The sequence below is a fragment of the Streptomyces fradiae ATCC 10745 = DSM 40063 genome, assembly GCF_008704425.1.
GTDB lineage: Bacteria > Actinomycetota > Actinomycetes > Streptomycetales > Streptomycetaceae > Streptomyces > Streptomyces fradiae.
The window spans coordinates 2,337,815-2,360,605 of sequence record NZ_CP023696.1; the positions used below are offsets into that span (position 1 = coordinate 2,337,815).

The following is a 22,791-nucleotide window of genomic DNA, read 5'->3' on the forward strand; positions in this document are numbered from 1 at the left end:
GCGGGAGGCCCGAAGTCCTGACCCTGGGTAGTGGGAGCGCTCCCACGCTAGCGGATCGTGGCGCCCGTCTCCAGTGGCTCCCCCGGAGATCCGAGGGCGGGCACCCCGGAGACCCGAGGGCAGGCACCTCCGAGGACCGAGGGCAGGCACCTCCGAGGACCGAGTGCGGGCGCCTCCGAGAACCGGGAAGGGGCGCCCCGGAGGGCAGAAGGGGGCCCCTCGGGGCAACCGGCCGCGACCCCCGGCGGCGACCCGCACCCCGCCCCTCCCGCACCAATTCGGGCCCATCCCTTGACACCCGCACCCGCCAGGCAGCAACCTTCCGGGCATGCGGTGTGGGAGCGCTCCCACAGCATCCCGTGCCCCTCGGCGTGCGAGCCGCCGCACGCCGCCCCATCCGCGGCACGACACGCGGTTCCCGGCCGCCCCCGGCGCCCGCCCTGCCCACCACACCCGGCGCACAACCAGCACCACCCTGGACGAGGAGAGTGGAGAATGCGCACTACCAGCAGCACCCGTGACCTGGCCCGCAGACGTCGGCCCGCCCTGGCGGCGACCGCCCTCCTGGCCTGCACGGCCCTGATCGCCGGGTGCGGCGGCGGGAGCGGCGACTCCGCCGACGGCGACGGCGGAAGCGGCGACGGCGGGAAGATCACCCTGCGGATCGGCACCTTCGGGTCGTTCGGCTACGACAACGAGAACGGCGCCAAGCTCTACGCCGAGTACGAGAAGCTCCACCCCAACATCAAGATCGTCGAGTCGAACGTCGCCGACGGCCAGAAGTACTGGGACACCCTGAAGCTGCGCCTCTCCCGCAACAGCGGCCTCGCCGACATCCAGGCCGTCGAGGTCGGCTACATCGCCGAGGCGACCGGCCCCACCATGGGGAGCAAGTGGGTCGACCTGTCGAAGACCGGCGGCGCCGACACCTCCGCGTTCCTGGACTGGAAGGTCAGGCAGGCCACCACCCCCGACGGCAAGGTCATCGGCCTGGGCACGGACATCGGCCCGATGGCCGTCTGCTACAACAAGGACCTCTTCGCCAAGGCCAAGCTGCCCACCGACCGCGAGCAGGTCGCGAAGCTGTGGGCGGGCGACTGGGCGAAGTTCGTCGCGACCGGCAAGACGTACCAGCGCAACGCGCCCGCCGGGACCGCCTTCCACGACTCCGCCAGCGGCCTGTTCAACGCCGTGCTGTCCAGCCAGCCCCGGCAGTACGCCGACGACAAGGGCGAACTGGACTGGGAGAACAGCCCCGGCGTGAAGACCGCCTGGAACCTCGCCGTCGACGCCGCCGGCAGCGGCATCACCGCGAAGCTGCGCCAGTTCGACGAGAAGGGCACCTGGAACGCCGGGTTCAAGAACAACCGGTTCGCCACCGTCGCCTGCCCGTCCTGGATGACCGGCATCATCAAGGACCAGGCCGGGCCCGCCAACCAGGGCAAGTGGGACATCGCCGCCCCGCCCGTCGCCGGGAACTGGGGCGGCTCCTTCCTCGCCGTCCCGAAGGCGGGCAAGCACGCCGAGGAGGCCGCCAAGCTGGCCGCCTGGCTGACCGCGCCCGAGCAGCACGCCAAGGTCTTCGGCGTCAACGGCAACATCCCGTCCACCAAGGACACGCTGGCCTCGCCGGCCGTCCAGAACGCCAAGATCGCGTACTTCGGGGACACCCCCGTCGGCCGGATCTACTCGTCGGCCGCGGCCGGGATCACCCCGGCGCCGGTCAGCCGCCACGACGGCCAGGTCAAGACGTTCATCACGGACAACGGCATCCTCGACATCGAGCAGCGCGGCACCTCGCCCGAGAAGGCGTGGGAGAACGTGCGGAAGCTGGTCGAGGACAAGATCGCCCAGTAGGGCGCCCGACCGCCCGCACCGCGCGACCGGCCGTGGGGGGCCGCGCGGTGCGGGCCCACCCCGGAGGACCGGGGGCCGGAGGACCGGGCGCGGGGCCGTACGGCCCACGGTGACCGGGCGCGGCGCCCGAGCGGGCCGGTACGCGCCCCGGTACGCCGCAACGCACCGCGGCGGTACGCCCAGCGCGCGAGCACGCCCCCGCACGCACCGGCCCCACCCCCCGCCGCACAGCCCCACCCGCGCGGACGAAACACCCCCGTGCACCCGGCCCCGTCCGGGCCCGCGCCCACCCGAGCGACGTCCAGACCGGCCCGCGCACCCACCCACCCGAGCGACGTCCAGACCGGCCCGCGCACCCACCCGGACACGTCGTCCAGGCCCGCCCGGACCCACCCGAGCCGGCGCGGGCAGGCACACCCGGACCCACCCGAGCCGGCGCGGGCAGGCACACCCGAGCCCGCGGGCAGTCCCGCCCGCCCCGGCCCTCCCCTCCCGCCCCAGTACGCACCGACCTGGAAGGACGCCCCTCGTGGCCACCTCCGTCCGGGCGGCGGCGGACGGCACCCCGCCGCCCGCCCCGCCTCCGCCCCCCGCATCCCGGAAACCCACACCGACCCCGGCGCACACCGGCTGGCGCAGCAGGCTCTACCGCTGGGACCTCAAGGCGACCCCGTACGCGTTCGTCGCGCCGTTCTTCCTCTGCTTCGCCGCGTTCGGGCTGTTCCCGCTGATCTACACCGGGTGGCTGTCGCTCCACCGGGTGGAGCTGGGCGGCGAGGCCGAGTGGCGCGGGTTCGACAACTACACCGGCCTCTGGGACAGCGACTTCTTCTGGAACGCGCTGGCGAACACCTTCACCATCGGCGTCATCTCCACCGTCCCGCAGCTCCTCATGGCCCTGGGCCTCGCGCACCTGCTCAACTACAAGCTGCGCGGCCGGGGCTTCTTCCGGGTCGCCGTCCTCGCCCCGTACGCCACCTCCATCGCGGCCGCCACACTGGTCTTCGCGCAGCTGTTCAACAGCGACTACGGGCTGATCAACACGGTGCTCGGCTGGGTCGGCTTCGAGCCGGTCAGCTGGGAGTCGTCCCGGTGGCCCGCGCAGATCGCCATCTCGGTGATCGTGACATGGCGGTGGACCGGCTACAACGCGCTGATCTACCTCGCCGCGATGCAGGCCGTCCCCCAGGACCTCTACGAGGCGGCCTCGCTGGACGGGGCGTCCCGCTGGCGGCAGTTCATCAGCATCACCATCCCCTCCATCCGCCCCACCATCCTCTTCACCATCGTCGTCTCGACCATCGGCGCGACGCAGCTGTTCGGCGAGCCGATGCTGTTCGGCGGCAGCCTCGGCGTCAGCGGCGGCAGCGGCAACCAGTTCCAGACACTGAGCCTGCTCATGTACGAGAAGGGCTGGGTGACCGGCGCGCTCGGCCAGGCGTCGGCCATCGCCTGGGTGATGCTGCTGCTCCTGCTGCTCATCGGCGGCCTGCGGCTGGTGGCCGGACGCGTCAACCGCCGGAAGTCGGGGGCCTGAACCATGAAGCTGAAGCAGACCGCCGGGCGCCAGCACCACGCCGGGCCCGTGACGTACGTCCTGCTGGGGCTCGCCGCCCTGGTGTCCCTCTTCCCGCTGTACTGGAACCTCGTCGCCGCCTCCCACTCGGGCGAGCGGGTGGTCGAGGCGCCGGCGCCGCTGCTGCCCGGCCCCCGGCTGTTCGAGAACCTCTCCTTCGCCTGGAACCAGGTGGACATGGGCGAGGCCCTGGTGAACACGACGATCGTGGCGGGGCTCGTGGCCGCCTCCACGGTGGTGTTCTCCACGCTCGCCGGGTTCGCCTTCGCCAAGCTGCCCTTCCGGGGCCGCAACGTCCTGCTCACCCTGGTCGTGGCGACGATGACGATCCCGCCCCAGCTCAGCGTCATCCCGCTCTACCAGATCATCACGGACCTGGGGTGGGTGGACCAGCTCCAGTCGGTCGTGCTGCCGTCGCTGGTCGCCGCGTTCGGCGTGTTCTTCATGCGGCAGTACCTGCTGGAGGCGCTGCCCGTCGAGCTGATCGAGGCGGCCCGCGTGGACGGCGCCCACAGCCTGCGGATCATCTGGCACGTGGTCTTCCCGGTGGCGCGGCCCGCGATGGCGGTGCTCGGCATGCTCGTCTTCGTCCAGGCGTGGAACGACTTCTTCTGGCCGTTCATCGCCCTCACCCCGGACGGCAACCCGACCCTCCAGGTCGCGCTCGCCGGCCTCGGCTCCGGCAACCACACCATCGACCAGGCCATCGTCCTGACCGGCGCCCTGATCTCCACGGTGCCGCTGCTGGTGGTCTTCGCCCTGCTCGGCAAGCACATCGTGGGCGGCATCACCTCGGGCGCGGTCAAGAACTGACGGACGTGTGCCGGCCGCCTGCCGGCCGGCACACGCCCGGTGGCCGCCCCGCCGCACCCCGCCCGTACCCCGTCACTCTCGCGTTGGGAGCGCTCTCCTATGACTGCGTCCGAAGCCCGGCCGCTCACCGCCGTCCGCCAGTTCCCGCCCGGTTTCCTGTGGGGCGCCGCCACCGCCGCGTACCAGATCGAGGGCGCGGCGGCGGAGGACGGCCGCACGCCCTCCATCTGGGACACGTTCTCCCACACCCCCGGCAAGGTGTTCGGCGGGCACACCGGGGACGTGGCCGTCGACCACTACCACCGGTTCCGCGACGACGTACGGCTCATGAAGGAGCTCGGCCTGACCGCGTACCGCTTCTCGGTCTCCTGGTCGCGGGTGCAGCCGACCGGGCGCGGCCCGGCGGTGCAGAAGGGCCTCGACTTCTACCGGGCGCTCGTGGACGAGCTGCTCGCGGCGGGCGTACGGCCCGCGCTGACCCTCTACCACTGGGACCTGCCGCAGGAGCTGGAGGACGCGGGCGGCTGGCCGGAGCGCGCCACGGCGGAGCGGTTCGCGGACTACGCGGCGCTCGTCGCCGATGCCCTGGGCGACCGCGTGGACCGGTGGACCACGCTCAACGAACCCTGGTGCAGCGCCTTCCTCGGGTACGGCTCCGGGGTGCACGCGCCGGGGCGCACGGACCCGGTCGCCGCGCTGCGCGCCGCCCACCACCTGAACCTCGGCCACGGGCTGGCCGTGCGGGCGCTGCGCGCGGCCCTCCCGGCGCGCGCCGAGGTCGGCGTGTCGCTCAACCTCCACGAGGTCAGGCCGCTGACGGCGGCGCCGCAGGACGTGGAGGCGGCGCGGCGCATCGACGCGGTCGGCAACCGCGTCTGGCTCGGCCCGATGCTCCGGGGCGCGTACCCGGAGGACCTCGTGGCGGACACGGCGGGGCTGACGGACTGGGCGTTCGTGCGGCCCGGCGACACGGCGGCGGCCCACCAGCCGCTGGACTTCCTGGGCGTCAACTACTACACGCCGACCCTGGTGTCGGCGCCGGGCGGCGCCGAGCCGGGCATGGCGGACGGCGGGCACGGCGGCGGCCCGTACTCGCCGTGGCCGGCGGCGGACGAGGTGGTGTTCCACCAGCCGCCGGGCGAGCGGACGGCGATGGGCTGGTCCGTGGACGCGTCGGGCCTGTACGACCTGCTGACGCGGGTGGCGCGGGCCCATCCGGACCTGCCGCTGTACGTGACGGAGAACGGCGCCGCCTACGAGGACGCGGTGGGCCCGGACGGCTCGGTCCACGACCCGGAGCGCACCGCGTACGTCCACGCCCATCTGGAGGCGGTGCACCGGGCGGTACAGGACGGCGCGGACGTGCGCGGGTACTTCCTGTGGTCGCTGCTGGACAACTTCGAGTGGGCGTACGGGTACGCGAAGCGGTTCGGCATCGTGCACGTGGACTACGCGGAGCAGACCCGCACGCCCAAGTCGAGCGCCCTCTGGTACGCGCGGGTGGCCCGCACCGGCGTCCTGCACGCCCCGGAGGCGGACGGCGCCCGCACGGCGGACGGCGCCGCGGAGGCGGTGCCGGTGCAGGTGGATGCGGTACCGGGAGAAGCGGTGCCGGTGCCGGTGGAGGCGGTGCCAGTGGAGGCGGTGCCGGTGGAGGCGGTGCCGGTGGAGACCGCCGGGCCCGCGGCCGGCGGCGCGGCGGGGGACGGCGCCCCCTGACACCCGCGGTCCCCGGCCGGGCGCGCCCCGTGCGGGCGTGGCTCCGGCCGGACGCGGCTGACCGGTGCCCGGGACCCTGGACCGCCGGTCACCGGTCACCGGCAACCGGGCCGGACCGCCGGCCGGTGCACCGGGCGGTGCTTGACCTCAACCACGGTTGATGCGCGAGCGTCGCGGCATGAGCGTTCACGAGACGACGACCCTGCTCTTCCGGAACACCATGCGCATCACCGACGGCCACATGGCGGGTTTCCGCGCCGCCGTCGCCCGGGCCGTGGCGTTCGCGGAGCGGCATGGGCCCCAGCTGATGGTGCAGACGTTCGTGGACGAGGAGCGGATGCTCGCCCACAGCTTCCAGCTCTACCGGGACTCCGACGCGGTCCGCGCCCACTGGAGGCTGGCGGACCCGTACATCCGGGAGGTGATGGAGCACTGCCGGGTGGAGTGCTTCGAGGTGTTCGGGGAGCCGGACGCCGATGTGGTGGCAGGCGTGCGGTCGGCGCTCGGCGACCAGTGCGTGCCGGCGTTCAGCCCGCGCGTCGCCGGGTTCGTCCGTTTCGCCACCGCACCCGGCGCCTAGCCCCCGCCTTCCCCGGTGCGGCAGCGGACACGCGTGCCGCACCGGGGCGGGCGCCGGAGCGGGCACGGCGGGGGCCCGTACGGGCGGCCGGGGCGCGGGTCTACGGCTCGAAGGCGGACGGCGGCGGCTCCGGGGACGCCTTCGCGGTGGCGTCGGTCACCGCGGACGCCCCGCCCGTGAAGTCCGCCAGCTCCCGCCCGTGCAGGACCCGCCCCGGATGCGGGTCGCCGGCCACGCGGCGGGTCAGCTCGGCGACCGGCAGGGGGACGGCCGAGGCGGCCAGCACGGCGTTGCCGAAGCGGCGGCCGCGCAGCACCACCGGGTCGGCGGCGAGCGCCAGCTCGGGGAAGACGGCGGCGGCGGTGGCGACCTGACCGCGCAGATGGGCCAGCGGCGGCCCGTCGGTGAGGTTGGCCGCGTACACCCCGCCGGGCCGCAGGACGCGCCGCGCCTCGGTCAGGAACTCGGTGCTGGTCAGGTGCGCGGGCGTGCGGGCGCCGCGGAACACGTCGGCGATCACCAGGTCCGCCCAGTCGTCCGGCACCCTCGCCAGCACGGCGCGGGCGTCGCCGCCGCGCACCCGTATCCGGGCGGCCGGGTCGAGCGGCAGGACCCGCCGCACGAGGCCGACGAGCGGCGCGTCGATCTCCGCGACCTGCTGGGTGGAGCGGGGCCGGGTCGCGGCGACGTACCGGGCGAGGGTGAACGCCCCGCCGCCGAGGTGCACGGCGTGCAGCGGGCGGCCGGGCGGCGCCGCGAGGTCGGCGACGTGGCCGAGCCGCCGCTGGTACGCGAAGTCGAGGCGGGCCGGGTCGTCGAGGTCGACGTGCGACTGGGGGGCGCCGTCGACGAGCAGCGTCCACGCGCGCGGCCGGTCCCGGTCGGGCACCAGCTCGGCGACCCCGCCGTCGACGGCCTCGCTGACCGTCCGATCCGCCGCCGCACGTCCGCCCCGCTGCCTGTTCCTCGCCACCCGCCCATTATCGGCCGCGGGACAGACCCCCGGTGAGGCGGCCACCGGGGCCGCCGTGGGCCGGCCGTCAGCGGCAGTCGTCGGCGACCCGGAGCAGGCGGGCCGCCTCGCCCAGGGCCCGGCGCAGCAGGGCCGGGTCGGTGACCGGTTCGGTGTCCGCCGGAGGGAGGAGCCAGCCGCTGCCGGGCACCGGCGGCTCCGGAGCGGCGCCGTGTCCGGCGTCCGGCGCGGCCGTCAGGCGCAGCCCCCGCCCGTCGGTCCCGGTGCAGGCGCTGCCCGGCACGTCCCAGTCGGCGGCCGTGCCGGGCGGGACGACGAAGCCGAGGGTGCCCCCGGCGCCGTCGTGCAGGACGGGGCCGACCGAGGGGGCGCCGCGCCGCAGGATGTCGACGGCCTCCAGACCCTGCCGCGCGGGGACGGTGACCAGGTCGCAGCCTTGGTGGAGACCCTGCTCGGGGACTTGGCGGGGGTCCTGCTCAGGTCCCTGGTGGGGGCCCTGGTGGGGGCCCTGGTGGGGCGGTGCGGCGGCCCGCCCGCGCGCCTCGTGAGTCCCGGCCTCGTGCACCTCGTGCACCTCGGGGGCCCCGGCCCCGTGCGATGCGCGGGCCGCGTGGGCCGGACGCGCCCCGGGCGCCTCGCACGGCCCGTGGTTGTCGCGGTGCGCGTCCCCCTTGGGGTGCGCGTCCCCCTTGCGCGCCTCGCGGACTTCGTGCGGTGCCCGGGCCTCCCCGTACGCCTCGCGGGTGCCGCGCGGCTCGTATGCCTCCCGGGTGCCGCGCGGCTCGTACGCCTCGTGGGGCGGGTGCTCGCGGGCGTCGCGACCGTCGCCCGGCCCCGGCGGGCGGGCGCTCTCGTCCCGTGTGGGCGCGTGCCGCAGGGTGGTGTGCGGCTCGCCGTCGCCACGCGGACCGGCCTCCATGCCGTCCTCCGACAAGGGATCCCCTCCTCGCTCAAGAGCCCCGTGGGGAGACACGTGCGGTCTCCGGGGGTTCAACGGCGGGAGGCGTCAACAGCTACGGCGAAATCCCGCCGCAAAGGATGGCACTTCATGGCGGATCGCGGGTGAGATATCCGGTTTGTAGCCAAACCACGGGTATGCCCACCACCGCAGCCGGTACGTTCGTGCCCCGCCGGAGCCTCGGCAGCACGCAGGAGAGGGCTCGCCATGACCTCGTCACGGGCAGTTCCGAATCTCGCCTTCCGCCGCCTGCGGGGGCAGCGCTCCCCCGCCGAGTTCGCCGCCGCCGTGCGCCGGGCGGCCCGGGAGATCGGCGAGCACGTGGCGTGCGACGCACGCTACGTCGGCCGGGTGGAGTCGGGGGAGATTCGCTGCCCCAACTACGCGTACGAACGGGTGTTCCTGCACATGTTCCCCGGCCGGTCCCTGGCCGACCTGGGCTTCATGGCGCGGGAAAGCGTCCGGGGCCGGGCCGCTCGCGCGGCGGCCGGCGCCCCGGCGCCCCCCACACCCCTCCGGAACGATGAGGAGAGCGACGTGCTGCGTCGCGCATTCATGACGGGCGGCACGGCCACCGTGGCGGCCGCCTCCCTGGGCCTGGGCCCCTCCCCCGCCCGTGCCCCGTCGGGGCGCGGCGGCGGGGCGGACCCGCTGGCGGTCGTCCCGGCCCCGCGCACGGGCGGCCGGTACGGCGAGACCGAGGCCGCCGCGGTGGAGGAGGCCGTACGGCGCATCCGCGTGCTCGACGACCGGCACGGCGCCGACGGGCTGTACGCGCGGGCCGCGGCCCCCCTGCGGTCGGCGTACGCGCTGCTGGACTCGGGGACGGCGGCCCGGCAGTCGGCCGCGGACCGGCTGCACGCGGGCGCGGGCGAGCTGGCCCTGTCGGTGGGGTGGCTCGCCCACGACTCGGGCCGCCCGGAGGACGCCCGCTCGCACTACGCGGAGGCGCTGGCCACCGCGCGCGTGGGCGGCGATCCGGGGCTGGAGGCGCACGCGTTCTCCAACACCTCGTTCCTGGCGCGGGACGAGGGCCGGTTCCGGGAGGCGGTCCGGGCCGCTCAGGCGGGGCAGCGCGCGGCCCGCCACCTGGCGTCGGCGCGGCTGCTGTCGCTGCTGGCGCTGCGGGAGGCGGGCGGCTGGGCGGGGCTGGCCGACCGCGCGGCGTGCGAGGAGGCCCTGGGACGGGCGCACACCCTGTTCGGGCGGGGCGCGTCGGACGCCGACCCCGAGTGGATGACCTTCTTCGGGGAGCCCGAGCTGGAGTTCCTGGAGGCCCAGTGCTGGTCGCTGCTGGGCGAGCCGGCCCGCGCGGCGCGGCACGCCCGGCGGGCCGCCGCGCTCGACGACCCGCACTTCGCGCGGAACCTCGCGCTGTACCGCGCCCAGCTCGCCGCCGACCTGGCGCTGAGCGGCGCCCCGCAGGAGGCGGCGGAGGCGGGCGGGCAGGTGCTCGACCTGCTGGGGGACGTGCGGTCCTCCCGTATCGAGGCGATGCTCGCCCGGACCGCCCGGCTGCTGCTCCCGCACCGGTCCCTGCCGGCGGTGGCCGCCTTCCTCGCCCGCCGCCGCCCGTCGCCCCCGCGCCGGGGCGCCGGCTAGCGCCGACGGCGCCCGCACCGCGGTGCGGCCGGGGTCAGGGCTCCAGGTGGCCGGTGTCGTTCCAGCGCTCCAGGGCGGGCATCCCGTACGCCCAGCCGAGCACCGACAGGCTCGTCGGGTCGAGCCGGACGCGGGCGCCGAAGGCGATGTCCTCGCCCAGCCAGCGCGCGGCGATGGTGCGCAGGATGTGGCCGTGCGCGAAGACCAGCACGTCCCGGTCGGCGGAGCGGGCCCACTCCACGACCTCGTCGGCGCGCGCCGCCACCTGCGCCGGGGTCTCGCCCTCCGGGACGCCGTCGCGCCATATCAGCCAGCCCGGCCGGACCGCCTGGATCTCGGCCGGGGTCAGCCCCTCGTACGCGCCGTAGTCCCACTCCATGAGCGCGTCCCACTCGGTGGCGCGGTCCTCGAACCCGGCGATCTCGCACGTCTCCCGCGCGCGTACGAGCGGGCTGGTGCGGACCTCGTACCCCTCCAGGCCCGTCCAGCGGCCCCGGTGCAGCCGCTCCCCCAGCAGCTCGGCGCCCCGGCGGCCCTCCGGCAGCAGGGGGATGTCCGTCCGTCCGGTGTGCCTGCCGAGCAGCGACCATTCGGTCTGGCCGTGCCGGGCGAGCAGGATGCGCGGTGCCATGGGGCGTACTCCTGTGGTGTTGCGCGAGAGTGCACACGACGGCGGGTGCAGCGACGTACCCCTCCATCATCCCGTACGCGCGCGACGCGGCCCCGATCGCCCGGCGCCGGCGGGTGGCCGCCTGGCGGCGTCCCGCGCGGGTCCTCCCGCACGGGGTCCGGCACGCGGTCCCGTGCGCGATCCGGCCCGCGGTCCGGCACGCGGTCCGGCACGCGGTCCCGTACGCGGTCCGGCACGCGGTCCGGCACGCGCGCGGGGCGGTCCGGTGGCGGGCCGGCGGCCCGTTCCCGCCCCGGTTGTCAGTGGCGGATGCGAGACTTCCGCGGTGAGCGATTCCCTGGGCAGCGGCCCGCGTCCGGTGCCGCGAACCCCGCAGACCCCGTCCGTCCCGCCGGCCGGGCAGGCGCCGGAGGTGCCGCGGCAGTCCGCGCTGCGGCGGCGCCTGGCCGAGCTGCGCGGCCCCGCCGCGGTGCCGCACCCGCTGGACGCCCGCGCGCTGGCCGCCCTCGCCGCCAATCCGGGCTGCCGCCGCCGGGCGCTGCTGGACGGCGCCGGGGTGGACAAGGCGGCGCTCGCCTCGGCGCTGGGCTCGCCGTCCGGATTCGGGCAGTCGCAGTTCGCGTTCATGCGGGGCAACGCCTTCGAGGCGAAGGTCAAGGCCGACGGCGGCGCCGAGCTGCTGCGGCTCCTGGGGGCCGACGCGCCCGGTGAGGTGAGCACGCCGGACCTGGCGGCGGCCGGGCCCGAGGGGCGGGCGGCGCGGACGGCGCTGGCGCTGCGGGAGGCCGCCACGGCGGGCGGCTGGACGCTCCTCGACCACCCGATGCTGGCCCTGGAGGTCGCCGGCTCGCCGGTGTACCTGGAGCCCGACGCGGTGGTCGTGCGGCCGGACGGGACGTGGACGGTCGTCGAGATCAAGTCGTTCCCGATGATCGACGGAGCGGCGGACGCCTCGAAGGTCGGCGCCGCGGCCCGGCAGGCGGCGGTGTACGTGCTGGCGCTGGAGCGGATCGCCGCCGTCACGGACGGCGCCGAGGTGGCCGACCGGGTGCTGCTGGTCTGCCCGAAGGACTTCTCGAACCAGCCGACCGGCTCGCTCGTCGACGTGCGCAAGCAGCTCGCGGTCACCCGGCGGCAGCTCGCGCGGCTCACCCGTCTGGAGGACATCGCGGCGGCCGTGCCGCGGGGCGTGACCTTCGACGTGTCGGCGTGCTCCACGGAGCAGCTGACGGCCGCCGTCGACACGGTGCCGCACGCGTACGCCCCGGAGTGCCTGGCCGCCTGCGAGCTGGCGTTCCACTGCCGCGACCGGGCCCGCTCGGCGGGCGCGGTGGAGGCGCTGGGCCGGTCGGTGCGGGGCGAGCTGGGCGGTCTGACGACGGTCGGCGACGTCCTGGCGGCGGCGCGCGGCGAGGCGGGCGACCCGCGCGACCCGGCGGTCGCGGCGCTGCGGCGGGCCGCCGCCCTGCGCGCGGAGGCGGTGGCGGAGGCGGTGGCCGGGGCGGGCGGGACCGCTGCCGGGGCGGATGACCTGGGCGGTCGCGGTCGAGCGGATGGTGCGGGCGGTCCCGGCGGTGGCGCGGGCGGTGCCCGTGGCGCGGGCGTGCCGGGGCAGGGGGGCGCGGGGGCGCGCACCGGGGCGGGGGCGGCCTGATGTCGTTGATCACCACCCTGGCGCGGCTGGAGGCCGTGGAGGCCGGGCGGGCCCGCCCGCTGGCCACGGTCCGCCACCGGCACGTCTCGGACGCACCGCTCGTCCTCGTGCCGCTCACCACGTCCGGCGAGGCGGGCGCGCCGCTCGGCGCCCTGGTCGGCACGGACCGCCGGGCGCCGCGCCTCCTCGTCGTACCGCAGCCCCGCGACCGGGACCTGCGGTTCGCGTTCCTCGCCGACCTGGCCGAGGCGGTCCTGCCGTACGTCGACGCGTACGCGGACGCCGTCGAGCCGGTCGAGCAGTCGCAGACCGACCCGGAGACCGGCGGGAAGGTGAAGGTCGAGGTGGAGCTGTGCCTCGACGCGCCGCAGCTCGTGGTGCCGAGCCGGGCGGGCGTCGAGTACGTACGCCTGCTGGGCCGGTCGACGCGGTTCCGGCGGACGGCCGAGCAGGACCCGGAGACGCCGTTCCCCGCGCCGCCGCGCGTCCCGCTGCTGGGCCGGTGGCTGACGCACTTCGGGGAGCGGGCGCGGGTGCCCGGCTCGTCGCTGCTGGTCGCGGCGACCGACCTGCTGAACCGGCACTGGGCGACCGGCCAGTCCTCCCTGGAGGACCAGCACCTGGGCGCCCTGCTGGCGTGGATCGACCCGCCGGACGGCGCCTCGGGCGCGGCGGCGGCCCTCCGCGCGGAGCTGGGCCGGGACCGGGACGGCCAGCTGCTGTGCCCGCCCGCGGGCCCGGCGACGGACCCGGCGTTCGACAACCGGCTGCTGGCGCCCGCGATCGAGCGGTACGACCGGGCGCGGCAGGCGCTGGGCGCGGCGGAGGACGGCGAGGCCGCCGACGAGCGGCTGGGCGAGCTCTACCGGGCGGAGCAGCGGATCCGGGAGCTGGTGCTGGCCCAGCTGCGGCCCACCTGGGACGCGGTGTGGCGGGCGCTGGACCTGGTGCGGGGCCTGCCGCCGGGGCGGCGCGTCGCCGACCGGTGGACGCGGGACCGCTGGTCGTTCACCGGGCACCGGGACCGGGTGCGGGCCGGTGAGCCGCCGCAGCCGCGCCGCGACGACGCGGTGACGGCGGCGCGGAAGCTGGCCGCGCGGGAGGGCGCGCAGACGCAGCTGGAGGCGCAGGAGGCGCTGGACGACCCGCTGGTGATGGCGGGGCGGCGGCTGGCGGGCGAGGCGTTCGCCGGGGAGGTGGTGGACGTGACGATGGAGTGGACGGAGTCCAAGCGCCCGTCGCCGCGCCCGCTGGTGACGGTGCGGACGGACGACGCGCCGCACCTGGGGCCGGGCGTGAAGGCGTACCGGTCGCTGGACGGGCGGCCGCAGACGGCGGAGTTCGTCGGGTACGCCGAGGGCGACGGCCCCGGCGGCGGGGACGGCGGTCCTGGCGCGGACGGCGGTCCTGGCGCGGACGGGGACGCGCGGGCGCACGACTCGGGGCGGGACGGCGACTCGGGACCGGACGGGCGGCAGGGCGGCCTCGCGGACGGCGCCGGCCTCGCCGAGGGCGGGGGCCGGGCCGTCGTGCTGCGGGTGCTGGACCGGATGGGCCGGTCGCGGGAGCCGGCCCCCGGCTCCGTACCGGAGAAGGGCGACCGGATCGTGTGGACGCTGTTCGAGCACGACCAGCGGGTCGGGCCGAAGCTGCCCGACCCGGAGGAGACGCCGTGGACGCACGGCGGCCCGCCCCGCCAGGACGCGGCGGAGGCACCCGACCCCGTGACCCCGGAGGACGTGCTGTGAGCGGGCAGGAGGTGCCGGACCCGTCGTCGGCGGCGGCCGAGGCGACCCGCCTCATCCTGGAGGACACCCTCCACGGGGACGCGCGGGGCGTCGTGGTGGACTCGCCGCCCGGAGCCGGCAAGTCGACGCTGGTGGTGCGCGCCGCCCTGGAGCTGGCGGCGGCGGGCCGCCCCCTGATGGTCGTCGCGCAGACCAACGCCCAGGTGGACGACCTGGTGCTGCGGATCGCCGAGAAGGAGCCCGAGCTGCCGGTGGGGCGGCTGCACGCCAGCGACCCGGACGCCTACGACAAGGCGCTCGACGGCCTCGACTCCGTGGTGACGTCCACGAAGGCGGCGGAGCTGGCGGGGCTGCCGGTGGTGATCTCCACGGCGGCGAAGTGGGCGCACGTGAAGGGCGTCGAGCCGTGGCGGCACGCCATCGTCGACGAGGCCTACCAGATGCGGTCGGACGCGCTGCTGGCGGTGGCCGGGCTGTTCGAGCGGGCGCTGTTCGTGGGCGATCCGGGGCAGCTCGACCCGTTCTCGGTGGTGGGCGCCGAGCAGTGGGCGGGGCTGTCGTACGACCCGTCGGCCAGCGCGGTGTCGACGCTGCTCGCGCACAACCCGGACCTGCCGCAGCACCGGCTGCCGGTGTCGTGGCGGCTGCCCGCGTCGGCGGCGCCGCTGGTGTCGGCCGCGTTCTACCCGTACACGCCGTTCCGCGCGGGTACGGGCCACGGCGACCGGCGGCTGGCGTTCGGCGCCGCGTCGGACGGCTCGGCGGCGGACCGGGTGCTGGACGAGGCCGCAGAGTCCGGGTGGGGGCTGCTGGAGCTGCCGGCCCGGCACACGCCCCGCACGGACCCCGAGGCCGTGCACGCGTGCGCGCTGGTGGTGCGGCGGCTGCTGGACCGGGGGGCGGCGGCCGTCAGCGAGCGCGCCGGGCACCCGCTGCCGGTCACCGCCGACCGGGTGGCCGTCGGCACCGCCCACCGGGACCAGGCGGCGGCCGTCCGCGCGGCCCTGGCGGACCTGGGCGTGCACGGCGTCACGGTCGACACGGCCAACCGGCTGCAGGGCCGCGAGTACGACGTGACGGTGGTGCTGCACCCGCTGTCGGGCCGCCCCGACGCGACGGCCTTCCACCTGGAGACGGGCCGCCTGTGCGTCCTGGCCTCCCGGCACCGGCACGCGTGCGTGGTGGTGTGCCGCGAGGGCGTCACCGACTTGCTGGACGAGCACCCGTCGACGGAGCCGGTCCAGCTCGGCGTGACCGTGAAGTTCCCCGACGGCTGGGAGGCCAACCACGCGGTCCTCTCCCACCTCGCCGAACACCGCGTGGGCTGGCGGCCGTAGGGCGCTGGGCGGTGGGGCGCAGACCCCGCGGGGGTCGTGGGCCGCTCGTCCGGCGGGGCCGGGTGCGGACCGGGCCGGTGGGGCCGGGTGCGGACCGGGCCGGTGCGGCCGGTCGGAGGCACGCCCGCCGGGAGGGCCCAGGGCGGCGGGCGCGCGGTGCCCCGGCGGCGGGCGCGGGCCTCGGCGGCGCGCGCACGCCCAGCGCGGTCCTGGCCCTGGGCGTACCGGGGCGGGCGGCAGGTCGGGCGCGGGAAGCACCGACCCGGGCCGGGGGTGGGCGGGTGCGGAGGCGGGCGGCCGGGGGCGGCCGGTGGGAGGGCCGGCCCGAGGGGGCGCGCCTCGGCCGGCGGGCCGTGGCCCTCACCCGGTCTTGCGGGAGGCGGGACAATGGTCGGTGGCCGTCACCGGAGAGGGGCGGCGGCACGGCGAGCGGGATGGGAGTCCTCCATGGCGGATACCGAGCGGAGCGGGCAGCAGCGGCGGCTCAGGCCGGCGCCCCTGCTCTTCGAACCTGCGCAGGCCGCCGCCGACCCGGAGCACTTCTTCGACCTGGAGTCCATCGAGGACCCGCGCGATCTGCTCGCCCGGTCCACGGAGCTGGCGATGGCGTTCCGCGCCGCCGCCGACCGGGCCGTCGAGTACCAGGCCGTCGCCGCGGCCCGGCTCGCGGACCCGCGCCGCTTCGACCGGCTGTCCACCGCCGACATCGCGCGGCGCGCGGAGTGGACGGAGGACTACGCGGTGCGGATGGTCGAGTTCGGCCGGGACCTGCTGCGCGGCGCGGCCCGCGCGGGCACGGGCGCCGACGACTGAACCACCGCCCCCGGCCCGGTGGGGGAGCCCGGCACGGGAGTCCGGTGGGGCCGGTCCTCCGCGCCCGTCCGGGGAGGACCCGTCCCGGGGAGGGGCCCGTCCGCGGACCCCTCCAGGGAGGTTCCGCGCAAAGAGGGCGGGGCCGGGCAGGTGCCGGGCCGGGCCGGGCCGGCAGAGCCACAGGGCCCGCCCGTCAGGCCCCGGCCCATCGGCTCCCGGCGGACCGGGCAGACAGGGCGGACCGGGCAGACAGGGCGGGGCGGCATATGCCGAGGGCGAAAGATACCCCCCGGGTACCCCTCCTGTCCTCGTTTCCGAAAACTCTGCGAAACCAGATCGTCACCCACGGTACTCCTGGATGTCATGAGTACCTGGCTGCGAGAGAAGACCCCGCTCCGCCCCGCCCCCGCCCGTGCGCGCGCCCACGCGCCCGCCCCGGTCGAGGCCGACCTCGGCACCGAGGCCGTAACCGGCATCGAGGAGCGGCGCACCGGCCTCCTGCGGCGGCTGCGCGACCAGGCGCACCACACCTCCCAGGTCACCGCCGAGGGCGCCGAGTGGCTGGCCTCCGCCTCCCCCGACCGGGCCGCCATGCTCGCCCGGTGGGAGGCCCGCCCGACCGCACCCGCCGTACTGCCCTGCGGCACGGCCTTCGACGTGGTGAACGTCCCGGCGATCTTCGGCCGCCGCCTGCTGGACCGGCTCTGGGAGGAGGGGCCCGGCTCCGGGCCCGTCGCCGCGCACCTGGGGCGGATGCTGCTCTTCACCGCGCCCGGCACCGGTCAGCGGCTGCCGGCCCTGCTCCGCTGGGAGGAGTGGGGCGAGGCGGTCCCGCCCCTGCTGTGCCACGGCACGGGCGACGCGGTGACGATCCCGCCCCTGGCGGGCGCGGCCGAGGACGGCCCGCGCTGGGTCGTGGCCCCCGACACGCGCTGCCCCTGGCTGCCGGGGCCGGAGGTGGTGCTGTGGGCGTGCGTCCGGGTGGCGCGCGCCACGTCCGCCGGTGACGTGCGGGTATCGATTTCTCCTGACCCCGACCGGGGTGCTAATGTCTACGACGTCAGCAGGCGCCGCTAGCTCAGTTGGTTAGAGCAGCTGACTCTTAATCAGCGGGTCCGGGGTTCGAGTCCCTGGCGGCGCACAGACGGAAGAAGCCCCTCGCGGAAGCGGGGGGCTTCTTCGTGCGCCCGGGCGCGAAGGGCGGGCCTCGTGCACCGGGTACGTGCCGGCGCGCGAGGCCGTACCGCGCCTACGGCGTGATCCGCACCGTCCAGCCGCCCGCCGCCGTCCGGTACAGGACCTCGACGCGCACGCCCTCCTCCTGCACGGTCAGCGACTCGCCCTCCGCCAGCGGCGCGTCCGCGAGCGGCGGGTACACCGAGCGGTCCCGGCACGCCTCCGTCAGCGGGTGCGCGTCCACCACCTCCACGGGTCCCGCCCCGGACTCCGTCCCGCCGCGCACCCGGTAGACGAGGACGCCCTCCGCGCAGGTGGCCCGGTCGTTCCCGGCCGCCCCGCGGGCCTCGACCGCCAGGACGGTGCCGGGGCCCGTGCGGACCACCGCCAGGCGGGTGCCCGGCACGGCGCCCTCGCCGGACTCGGCGGCCAGCGGCTGGAGCGTCAGCGTCTCGGACCGCCGCACGCAGCGCACCTGGTGCTCGTCGAGCCAGCCCAGCTTCCACTTGTGCCAGCCGAAGGGCTCGGGGGCCAGTGCGAACTGGCTGCCCATGACGTCCCAGTCACCCACATGGGTGTCCCAGTCGCCCTTGCCGTCGACGGGCCGGTTGTAGAGGTCGGGCAGGTCGAAGACGTGGCCGGTCTCGTGGGCGAGGACGTTGCGGTCCGGCGGGTGCCGTTCGAAGAGGGTGACCACCCGGTCGATGTCCCGGCCGTCCGCGCGCAGCGGCGTCCGCAGGTTCACGACCTTCGTCGCGTCCGAGTCGACGCCCGGCGCGTCCGGGTCCGCCACCAGGTAGACGATGTCGTACCGGGAGAAGTCGACGACCGGGTCCGCCACGGCCAGCGCGTCCCGCAGGTAGGCGGCCCGCCGGTCCGGCGCCCAGTCCCGCTGTATCGCGTAGGCGGTGGACGGGCGCGGCATCCGCAGCCAGCCGTGCCGGGGCTCGGCGCGCAGGGTGAACCGGCCGTAGGAGGCGCGCTCGAAGAAGTCGGCCGTGTCCGGGAAGTAGTCGGCGGCGATGGTCCGCGTCCCGTGCAGCGGCGCGGCGTCGGGGAAGGACAGGAACAGCATCACCGCGTCGAGGGTCCGGTCGGGCCTGGGGTACGCGGCGTTCCAGGTGTCCAGTCCCAGTGAGTGGTGGGCGTCGGTGCGGGGCAGCGCGCAGGGACCGGCCGACGGCTCGCCCGCGGCGGGGCCGGCGACCAGGCCGGTGGCGGCGAACGCGACCAGGGAGAACACTCCGGCGGCCGTCGAGCGCAGACTCGGCCGGTGCACTCCGCCGGGTGGCCGCGCGAGCGGCTGCTGACCCTCCACGTCGACCTCCGGGTGCGAGATACGGGACGCCTCCCACCCTGTGCGGTTTTGGGACGGTACGCCCTGTTCCGGTGCCCCACTCGGGTGAGCGGCCGCCTCGCCGGACCTCATGCGTCACTTCACTGACAGTCACATCCGGTCAGAGGGAGACGGACTGGAACCACACCCGTGCAGAAACGATCGGGCGTGTCCGTTGGGCCGTTCGGCCGTTGTCCACAGGCCGGAGGGTCGCTGGAACGGCCCCACGGCAGCCTCTATGATCGGCACACTTTCCTTGGCTGACCTCGCCCGACCACATCTGTACGTCACAACTGCCCTGCGGGAGCGAGCGGTGAGCGGAACTCCAGAAGGACCGGGACACACAGCAGTCGCACAGCCCAGCACCGCCCTCCGGGTACTCACGGAGCGTGAAGGCGCGGCGGTGGGTGACCGCCGCGGCGGGCGCCCGGCGCGTCAGGGGCCGCCCCCACGCGCGGGCGCCGGGCCCGCACCGGGCCCCGCGTCGAGGGCCGTGCCGGATGCCGCGCCGAGGGCCGTGCCCGCGGCCGGGCCCGCCGGCCCGTCCGCCGCCGAACTGCGGGACGTCCAGGCCGCGTTCAACGCCGCGCAGCTCCCCATGGCCCTGGTCGACGCGGACGGCCTGGTGGTCAGCGCCAACGACGGACTGGGCGCCCTCCTCGGCGCGGACGCCGCCGAGCTGCGCCGCCGCTCCGCCGCCGACCTGGTCGACCTGGCCGGGGACGCCCGCGCCTGGCGCGCGTACCGGGAGGTGCTGCGGGGCCGCCGCTCCCGGCTGCGCTGCACCCGCCGCCTCAAGCACCCCGGCGACGGGCGGCCCCTGTGGGCGGAGGTCACCCTCGCGTCCGTCCCGCGCGGCCGGCACCTGCTGCTGTCCGTCGCCGACGTCAGCGACCGCCGCGAGCTCCAGGACCGGCTGCGCCACCTCCAGATGCACGACCCGGTGACTCGGCTGCCCAACAGGACGCTGTTCTTCGAACGGCTGACCACCGCCCTGGAGAACTCCTCGTACGGCTCCTTCGGGGCGCACGGCGACGGCGGCACCGGCCGCATCGGCCTGTGCCACCTGGACCTGGACGGCTTCAAGGCCGTCAACGACACCCTCGGCCACCCCGTCGGGGACCGGCTGCTCGCCGCCGTCGCCACCCGGCTCACCGAGTGCGCCGGGAGCGACCCCCACGCGCACGGCGGCGGCCACCTGGTGGCGCGGCTGGGCGGCGACGAGTTCGCGATCCTCGTCGAGGACTCGACGGGCACCGAGCAGCTCACCGCCCTCGCCGGGGCCGTACTCGACGCCGTGCAGCGGCCCTTCGACGTGGCCGGGCAGCGGCTGTCGGTCTCGGCGTCCATCGGGGTCGTGGAGCGGCTGGCGGCGGGCACCACGGTGAACGGCCTGATGCAGGCCGCCGAGACCACGCAGTACTGGGCGAAGGCCGACGGCAAGGCCCGCTGGACGCTCTTCGACCCGGAGCGCAACGCCCACCGCATGACCCGGCAGGCGCTCAGCTCCTCGCTGCGGCCCGCCGTGGAGCGCGGCGAGTTCGCCCTGGAGTACCAGCCGCTGGTCGGCATGGCGGACGGGGCGGTGCACGGCGTCGAGGCGCTGGTCCGCTGGAACCACCCCCGGTTCGGCACACTGTCGCCGAATCGGTTCATCGGAATTGCCGAAGAAGACGGGTCGATCGTGCAGCTGGGCCGGTGGGTGCTGCGCACCGCCTGCCGGCAGGCCCGCCGCTGGCAGACCGACCACCCCGAGGCGCGGCCCCCGTTCGTCAGCGTCAACGTCGCCGTACGCCAGGTGTGGGACTCCGACCTGGTCGCGGACGTGGCGGACATCCTGGAGGAGACCGGGCTCGCACCGGGGCTGCTGCAACTGGAGCTGACCGAGTCGGCGGTGATGGGCTCGGCCGGGCGTCCGCTCCAGGCCCTGCGGGCGCTCAGCGAGATGGACGTGCGGATCGCCATCGACGACTTCGGGACCGGCTACTCGAACCTCGCCTATCTGAGCCGGCTCCCCGTCTCGGGGCTGAAGCTCGACGGGTCGTTCGTGCGCGGCTTCCAGGACGAGGCCCACCCGAACCCGGCGGACGAGGTGGTCGTCGAGGCGATGGTGGGCCTGGCGCACCGGCTGGGGCTGACCGTGACGGCGGAGTGCGTGGAGACGGCGGGCCAGGCGGAGCGGCTGCGCCGGATCGGCTGCGACACCGGCCAGGGCTGGTGGTACTCGCGCCCCGTGCCCGCCTCCAGCGTCCCGGACCTCCTCCCCGCCCCCTGCGCCTGAGCGCCCGTGACCCGGCCCCGGCGCGGCCGGAGGCGGACGTGGGCCGGGGCCGGGGACGGGAGCGGGGACGGGGACGGGCGGCTCACGGGTCCGGACGCGGGCCGGGGCGGACGGGAGGCGGAGCGAGCGGCGGACGGGGTCCGGGGGCGGGCCGGACGCGGCGGCGGGCCGGACGCGGGGGCGGGCTCGGGCCGGGGCCTGGGGTACCGCCCCTGACCGGGGGAAGGGCCTCTCCGGTCAGGGGCGGTGGCTCTGCGGGCGGCGGTCCTCCGGGGAACGGCGAGCTCCGCCGCCGGGCAGGGCCCCAAGCAGGTGAGAGCCGTGGAGCGACGGGCAAGGCGCGGGGCGGCCGACCGCGAAGTGCCCTGGCGGGGCGGGCACTTGACGCATTGAAGCCGTTCTGACAGCACCCCGTCAATGGTCTGTACCAAATGGCGGGCAGCTCGTCGGCGCGGCAAAGCCCCTCTTCAGTGGCGCGGGAGCGGAGGCGCTCGGGCGGACCGCTCGCCGCCGGGGGGTGGCGCGCGGTCCGGTGGGCGCGCTCAGGAAGCCCGCGCGTCGCCTCCCCCGGAGAGGCCGCCCGCATCCTCGGCCTCCCCCATGCCGTAGGCGTCCGCGATCAGCTCGTACGACCGCACCCGCGCCGCGCCGCCGTGCACGCTCGCGGTGATCATCAGCTCGTCGGCGCCGGTCCGCTTCTGGAGGTCGTCGAGCCCGGCCCGCACCTCGTCCGGGGTGCCGTGCACGACGTTCGCCAGCCAGCCGTCCACGAAGTCCCGCTCCACGGGGGTGTACGGGTAGGCCTCCGCCTCGTCGGGCGTCGGCACCAGGCCCGGCCGCCCGGTGCGCAGCCGCACCATCGACAGCGCGCCGCTCAGCGCCTGGCGGCGGGCCTCGCGCGGGTCGTCGGCGGCCAGCGCGGAGACCCCGATCAGCGCGTACGGCGCGTCCAGCACGGCCGACGGCCGGAACGACGACCGGTACAGGTCGAGCGCCGGAATCGTGTTGCGGGCCGAGAAGTGGTGGGCGAACGCGAAGGGCAGGCCGAGTGACCCGGCGAGCCGCGCGCTGAACCCGGAGGAGCCCAGCAGCCACACCTGCGGCCGGCCCTCAGGCCCCTGCACGGGGCCCGGCACGGCGTGGACGCGGGCGTACGGATGGCCGTCGGGGAAGTCGTCGTCCAGGAACCCGATCAGCTCCCCGAGCTGCTGCGGGAACGCGTCGGCGCCCTCGTCCAGCCGGTCGGTGCGGCGCAGCGCGGCGGCGGTGGCGCCGTCCGTGCCGGGTGCGCGGCCCAGGCCGAGGTCCACCCGGCCGGGGGCGAGCGCCTCCAGGGTGCCGAACTGCTCGGCGACGACGAGGGGCGCGTGGTTGGGCAGCATCACGCCGCCCGAACCGAGGCGGATGCGGCGCGTGTGGGCGGCGAGGTGGGCGAGGATCACGGCCGGGGAGGACGAGGCGACCCCGGGCATGGAGTGATGCTCGGCGACCCAGTGCCGGTGGTAGCCGCGCCGCTCGGCGAGCCGGGCGATCTCCACACTGGTGGCGAGGGCGCGGGAGGCGGTGGAGCCCTGCCCGACGGTGACCAGGTCGAGGACGGAGAGGGGCACGGGCGCGGTGCCCCGTACGGCACCCCGCACGGGGTCGTCCGGGGCGGGGCGGCCGTGCGCGTCCGGGGCGGGACGGCCGTGCGCGTCCGGGTGGGGGGCGGTCCCGTGGCCCGTCGCCGCCGTCTTC

General features: G+C 76.5%; 17 protein-coding genes and 1 tRNA gene. 13 read left to right on the forward strand and 5 right to left on the reverse strand.

The genetic code is table 11. The features are described from left to right. Window positions 1–495: 495 nt before the first annotated feature. From CP974_RS10375 to CP974_RS10395, 5 genes are all read left to right on the forward strand, one after another. Window positions 496–1,857, forward strand: coding sequence for an ABC transporter substrate-binding protein (locus tag CP974_RS10375; protein WP_031128903.1), 1,362 nt, complete (start codon window positions 496–498; stop codon window positions 1,855–1,857). A 529-nt stretch (window positions 1,858–2,386) separates the two neighbouring features. Then, window positions 2,387–3,394: a carbohydrate ABC transporter permease gene (locus tag CP974_RS10380; RefSeq protein ID WP_150485793.1), complete on the forward strand. Its 1,008-nt coding sequence runs from the start codon at window positions 2,387–2,389 to the stop codon at window positions 3,392–3,394. Window positions 3,395–3,397: 3 nt separating this feature from the next. Next, window positions 3,398–4,246, forward strand: a complete 849-nt coding sequence (locus tag CP974_RS10385; RefSeq protein WP_031131465.1) for a carbohydrate ABC transporter permease — start codon at window positions 3,398–3,400, stop codon at window positions 4,244–4,246. Window positions 4,247–4,345: 99 nt separating this feature from the next. Then, window positions 4,346–5,965, forward strand: a complete 1,620-nt coding sequence (locus CP974_RS10390) for a GH1 family beta-glucosidase (RefSeq protein WP_078915585.1) — start codon at window positions 4,346–4,348, stop codon at window positions 5,963–5,965. A gap of 178 nt (window positions 5,966–6,143) precedes the next feature. Next, the gene (locus tag CP974_RS10395; RefSeq protein ID WP_031131469.1) at window positions 6,144–6,545 is read left to right on the forward strand and encodes a hypothetical protein; all 402 of its coding nucleotides are present in this window, start codon (window positions 6,144–6,146) and stop codon (window positions 6,543–6,545) included. Between the two features lie 100 nt (window positions 6,546–6,645). Here CP974_RS10395 and CP974_RS10400 read toward each other — a convergent pair whose 3' ends face one another. Together CP974_RS10400 and CP974_RS10405 are read right to left on the reverse strand one after the other, a co-directional pair. Further along, window positions 6,646–7,518 carry a spermidine synthase gene (locus CP974_RS10400; protein ID WP_031131472.1) on the reverse strand — a complete coding sequence of 291 codons (873 nt, stop codon included), beginning with the start codon at window positions 7,516–7,518 and terminating at the stop codon, window positions 6,646–6,648. 67 nt (window positions 7,519–7,585) lie between these two features. Next, window positions 7,586–8,083: a hypothetical protein gene (locus tag CP974_RS10405; protein ID WP_373276729.1), complete on the reverse strand. Its 498-nt coding sequence runs from the start codon at window positions 8,081–8,083 to the stop codon at window positions 7,586–7,588. 600 nt (window positions 8,084–8,683) lie between these two features. Between CP974_RS10405 and CP974_RS10410 the strand changes: the two genes are divergently transcribed. After that, the gene (locus CP974_RS10410) at window positions 8,684–10,078 is read left to right on the forward strand and encodes an NsdA family TPR-like regulatory protein (protein ID WP_031131476.1); all 1,395 of its coding nucleotides are present in this window, start codon (window positions 8,684–8,686) and stop codon (window positions 10,076–10,078) included. Between the two features lie 34 nt (window positions 10,079–10,112). On the opposite strand, the gene CP974_RS10415 is transcribed toward CP974_RS10410, so the two are convergent. Then, window positions 10,113–10,709, reverse strand: a complete 597-nt coding sequence (locus CP974_RS10415; RefSeq protein ID WP_031131478.1) for a histidine phosphatase family protein — start codon at window positions 10,707–10,709, stop codon at window positions 10,113–10,115. Window positions 10,710–11,034: 325 nt separating this feature from the next. Between CP974_RS10415 and CP974_RS10420 the strand changes: the two genes are divergently transcribed. The 6 genes from CP974_RS10420 (at window position 11,035) to CP974_RS10445 (ending at window position 17,402) form a co-directional block, all read left to right on the forward strand. Beyond that, on the forward strand, window positions 11,035–12,363 hold the full coding sequence (locus CP974_RS10420) for a hypothetical protein (protein ID WP_031131481.1): 1,329 nt from the start codon (window positions 11,035–11,037) through the stop codon (window positions 12,361–12,363). Beyond that, on the forward strand, window positions 12,363–14,111 hold the full coding sequence (locus tag CP974_RS10425) for a hypothetical protein (RefSeq protein ID WP_031131483.1): 1,749 nt from the start codon (window positions 12,363–12,365) through the stop codon (window positions 14,109–14,111). Before CP974_RS10420 ends, CP974_RS10425 begins: the two co-directional genes overlap by 1 nt. Next, complete coding sequence (locus tag CP974_RS10430) at window positions 14,108–15,448, forward strand: AAA family ATPase (RefSeq protein WP_031131485.1); 1,341 nt, start codon at window positions 14,108–14,110, stop codon at window positions 15,446–15,448. The genes CP974_RS10425 and CP974_RS10430 overlap by 4 nt, the downstream gene beginning before the upstream one ends. A 447-nt stretch (window positions 15,449–15,895) precedes the next feature. Further along, window positions 15,896–16,261 carry a DUF8844 domain-containing protein gene (locus CP974_RS10435; protein ID WP_031131487.1) on the forward strand — a complete coding sequence of 122 codons (366 nt, stop codon included), beginning with the start codon at window positions 15,896–15,898 and terminating at the stop codon, window positions 16,259–16,261. 363 nt (window positions 16,262–16,624) lie between these two features. After that, entirely contained in the window at window positions 16,625–17,338 is a 714-nt protein-coding gene (locus CP974_RS10440) for a bifunctional DNA primase/polymerase (RefSeq protein WP_031131489.1), read from the forward strand. Next, window positions 17,329–17,402: transfer RNA gene (locus CP974_RS10445), tRNA-Lys, on the forward strand. The genes CP974_RS10440 and CP974_RS10445 overlap by 10 nt, the downstream gene beginning before the upstream one ends. A 108-nt stretch (window positions 17,403–17,510) precedes the next feature. On the opposite strand, the gene CP974_RS10450 is transcribed toward CP974_RS10445, so the two are convergent. Further along, the gene (locus tag CP974_RS10450) at window positions 17,511–18,755 is read right to left on the reverse strand and encodes a M6 family metalloprotease domain-containing protein (protein WP_031131491.1); all 1,245 of its coding nucleotides are present in this window, start codon (window positions 18,753–18,755) and stop codon (window positions 17,511–17,513) included. Between the two features lie 331 nt (window positions 18,756–19,086). On the opposite strand from CP974_RS10450, the gene CP974_RS10455 reads away from it, so the two are divergent. Continuing rightward, window positions 19,087–21,054 (forward strand): putative bifunctional diguanylate cyclase/phosphodiesterase, encoded by a 1,968-nt coding sequence (locus CP974_RS10455; RefSeq protein WP_373276728.1) that lies wholly within the window; start codon window positions 19,087–19,089, stop codon window positions 21,052–21,054. A gap of 542 nt (window positions 21,055–21,596) precedes the next feature. On the opposite strand, the gene CP974_RS10465 is transcribed toward CP974_RS10455, so the two are convergent. Continuing rightward, window positions 21,597–22,694 (reverse strand): LLM class flavin-dependent oxidoreductase, encoded by a 1,098-nt coding sequence (locus CP974_RS10465; RefSeq protein ID WP_051839976.1) that lies wholly within the window; start codon window positions 22,692–22,694, stop codon window positions 21,597–21,599. Window positions 22,695–22,791: the final 97 nt, after the last annotated feature.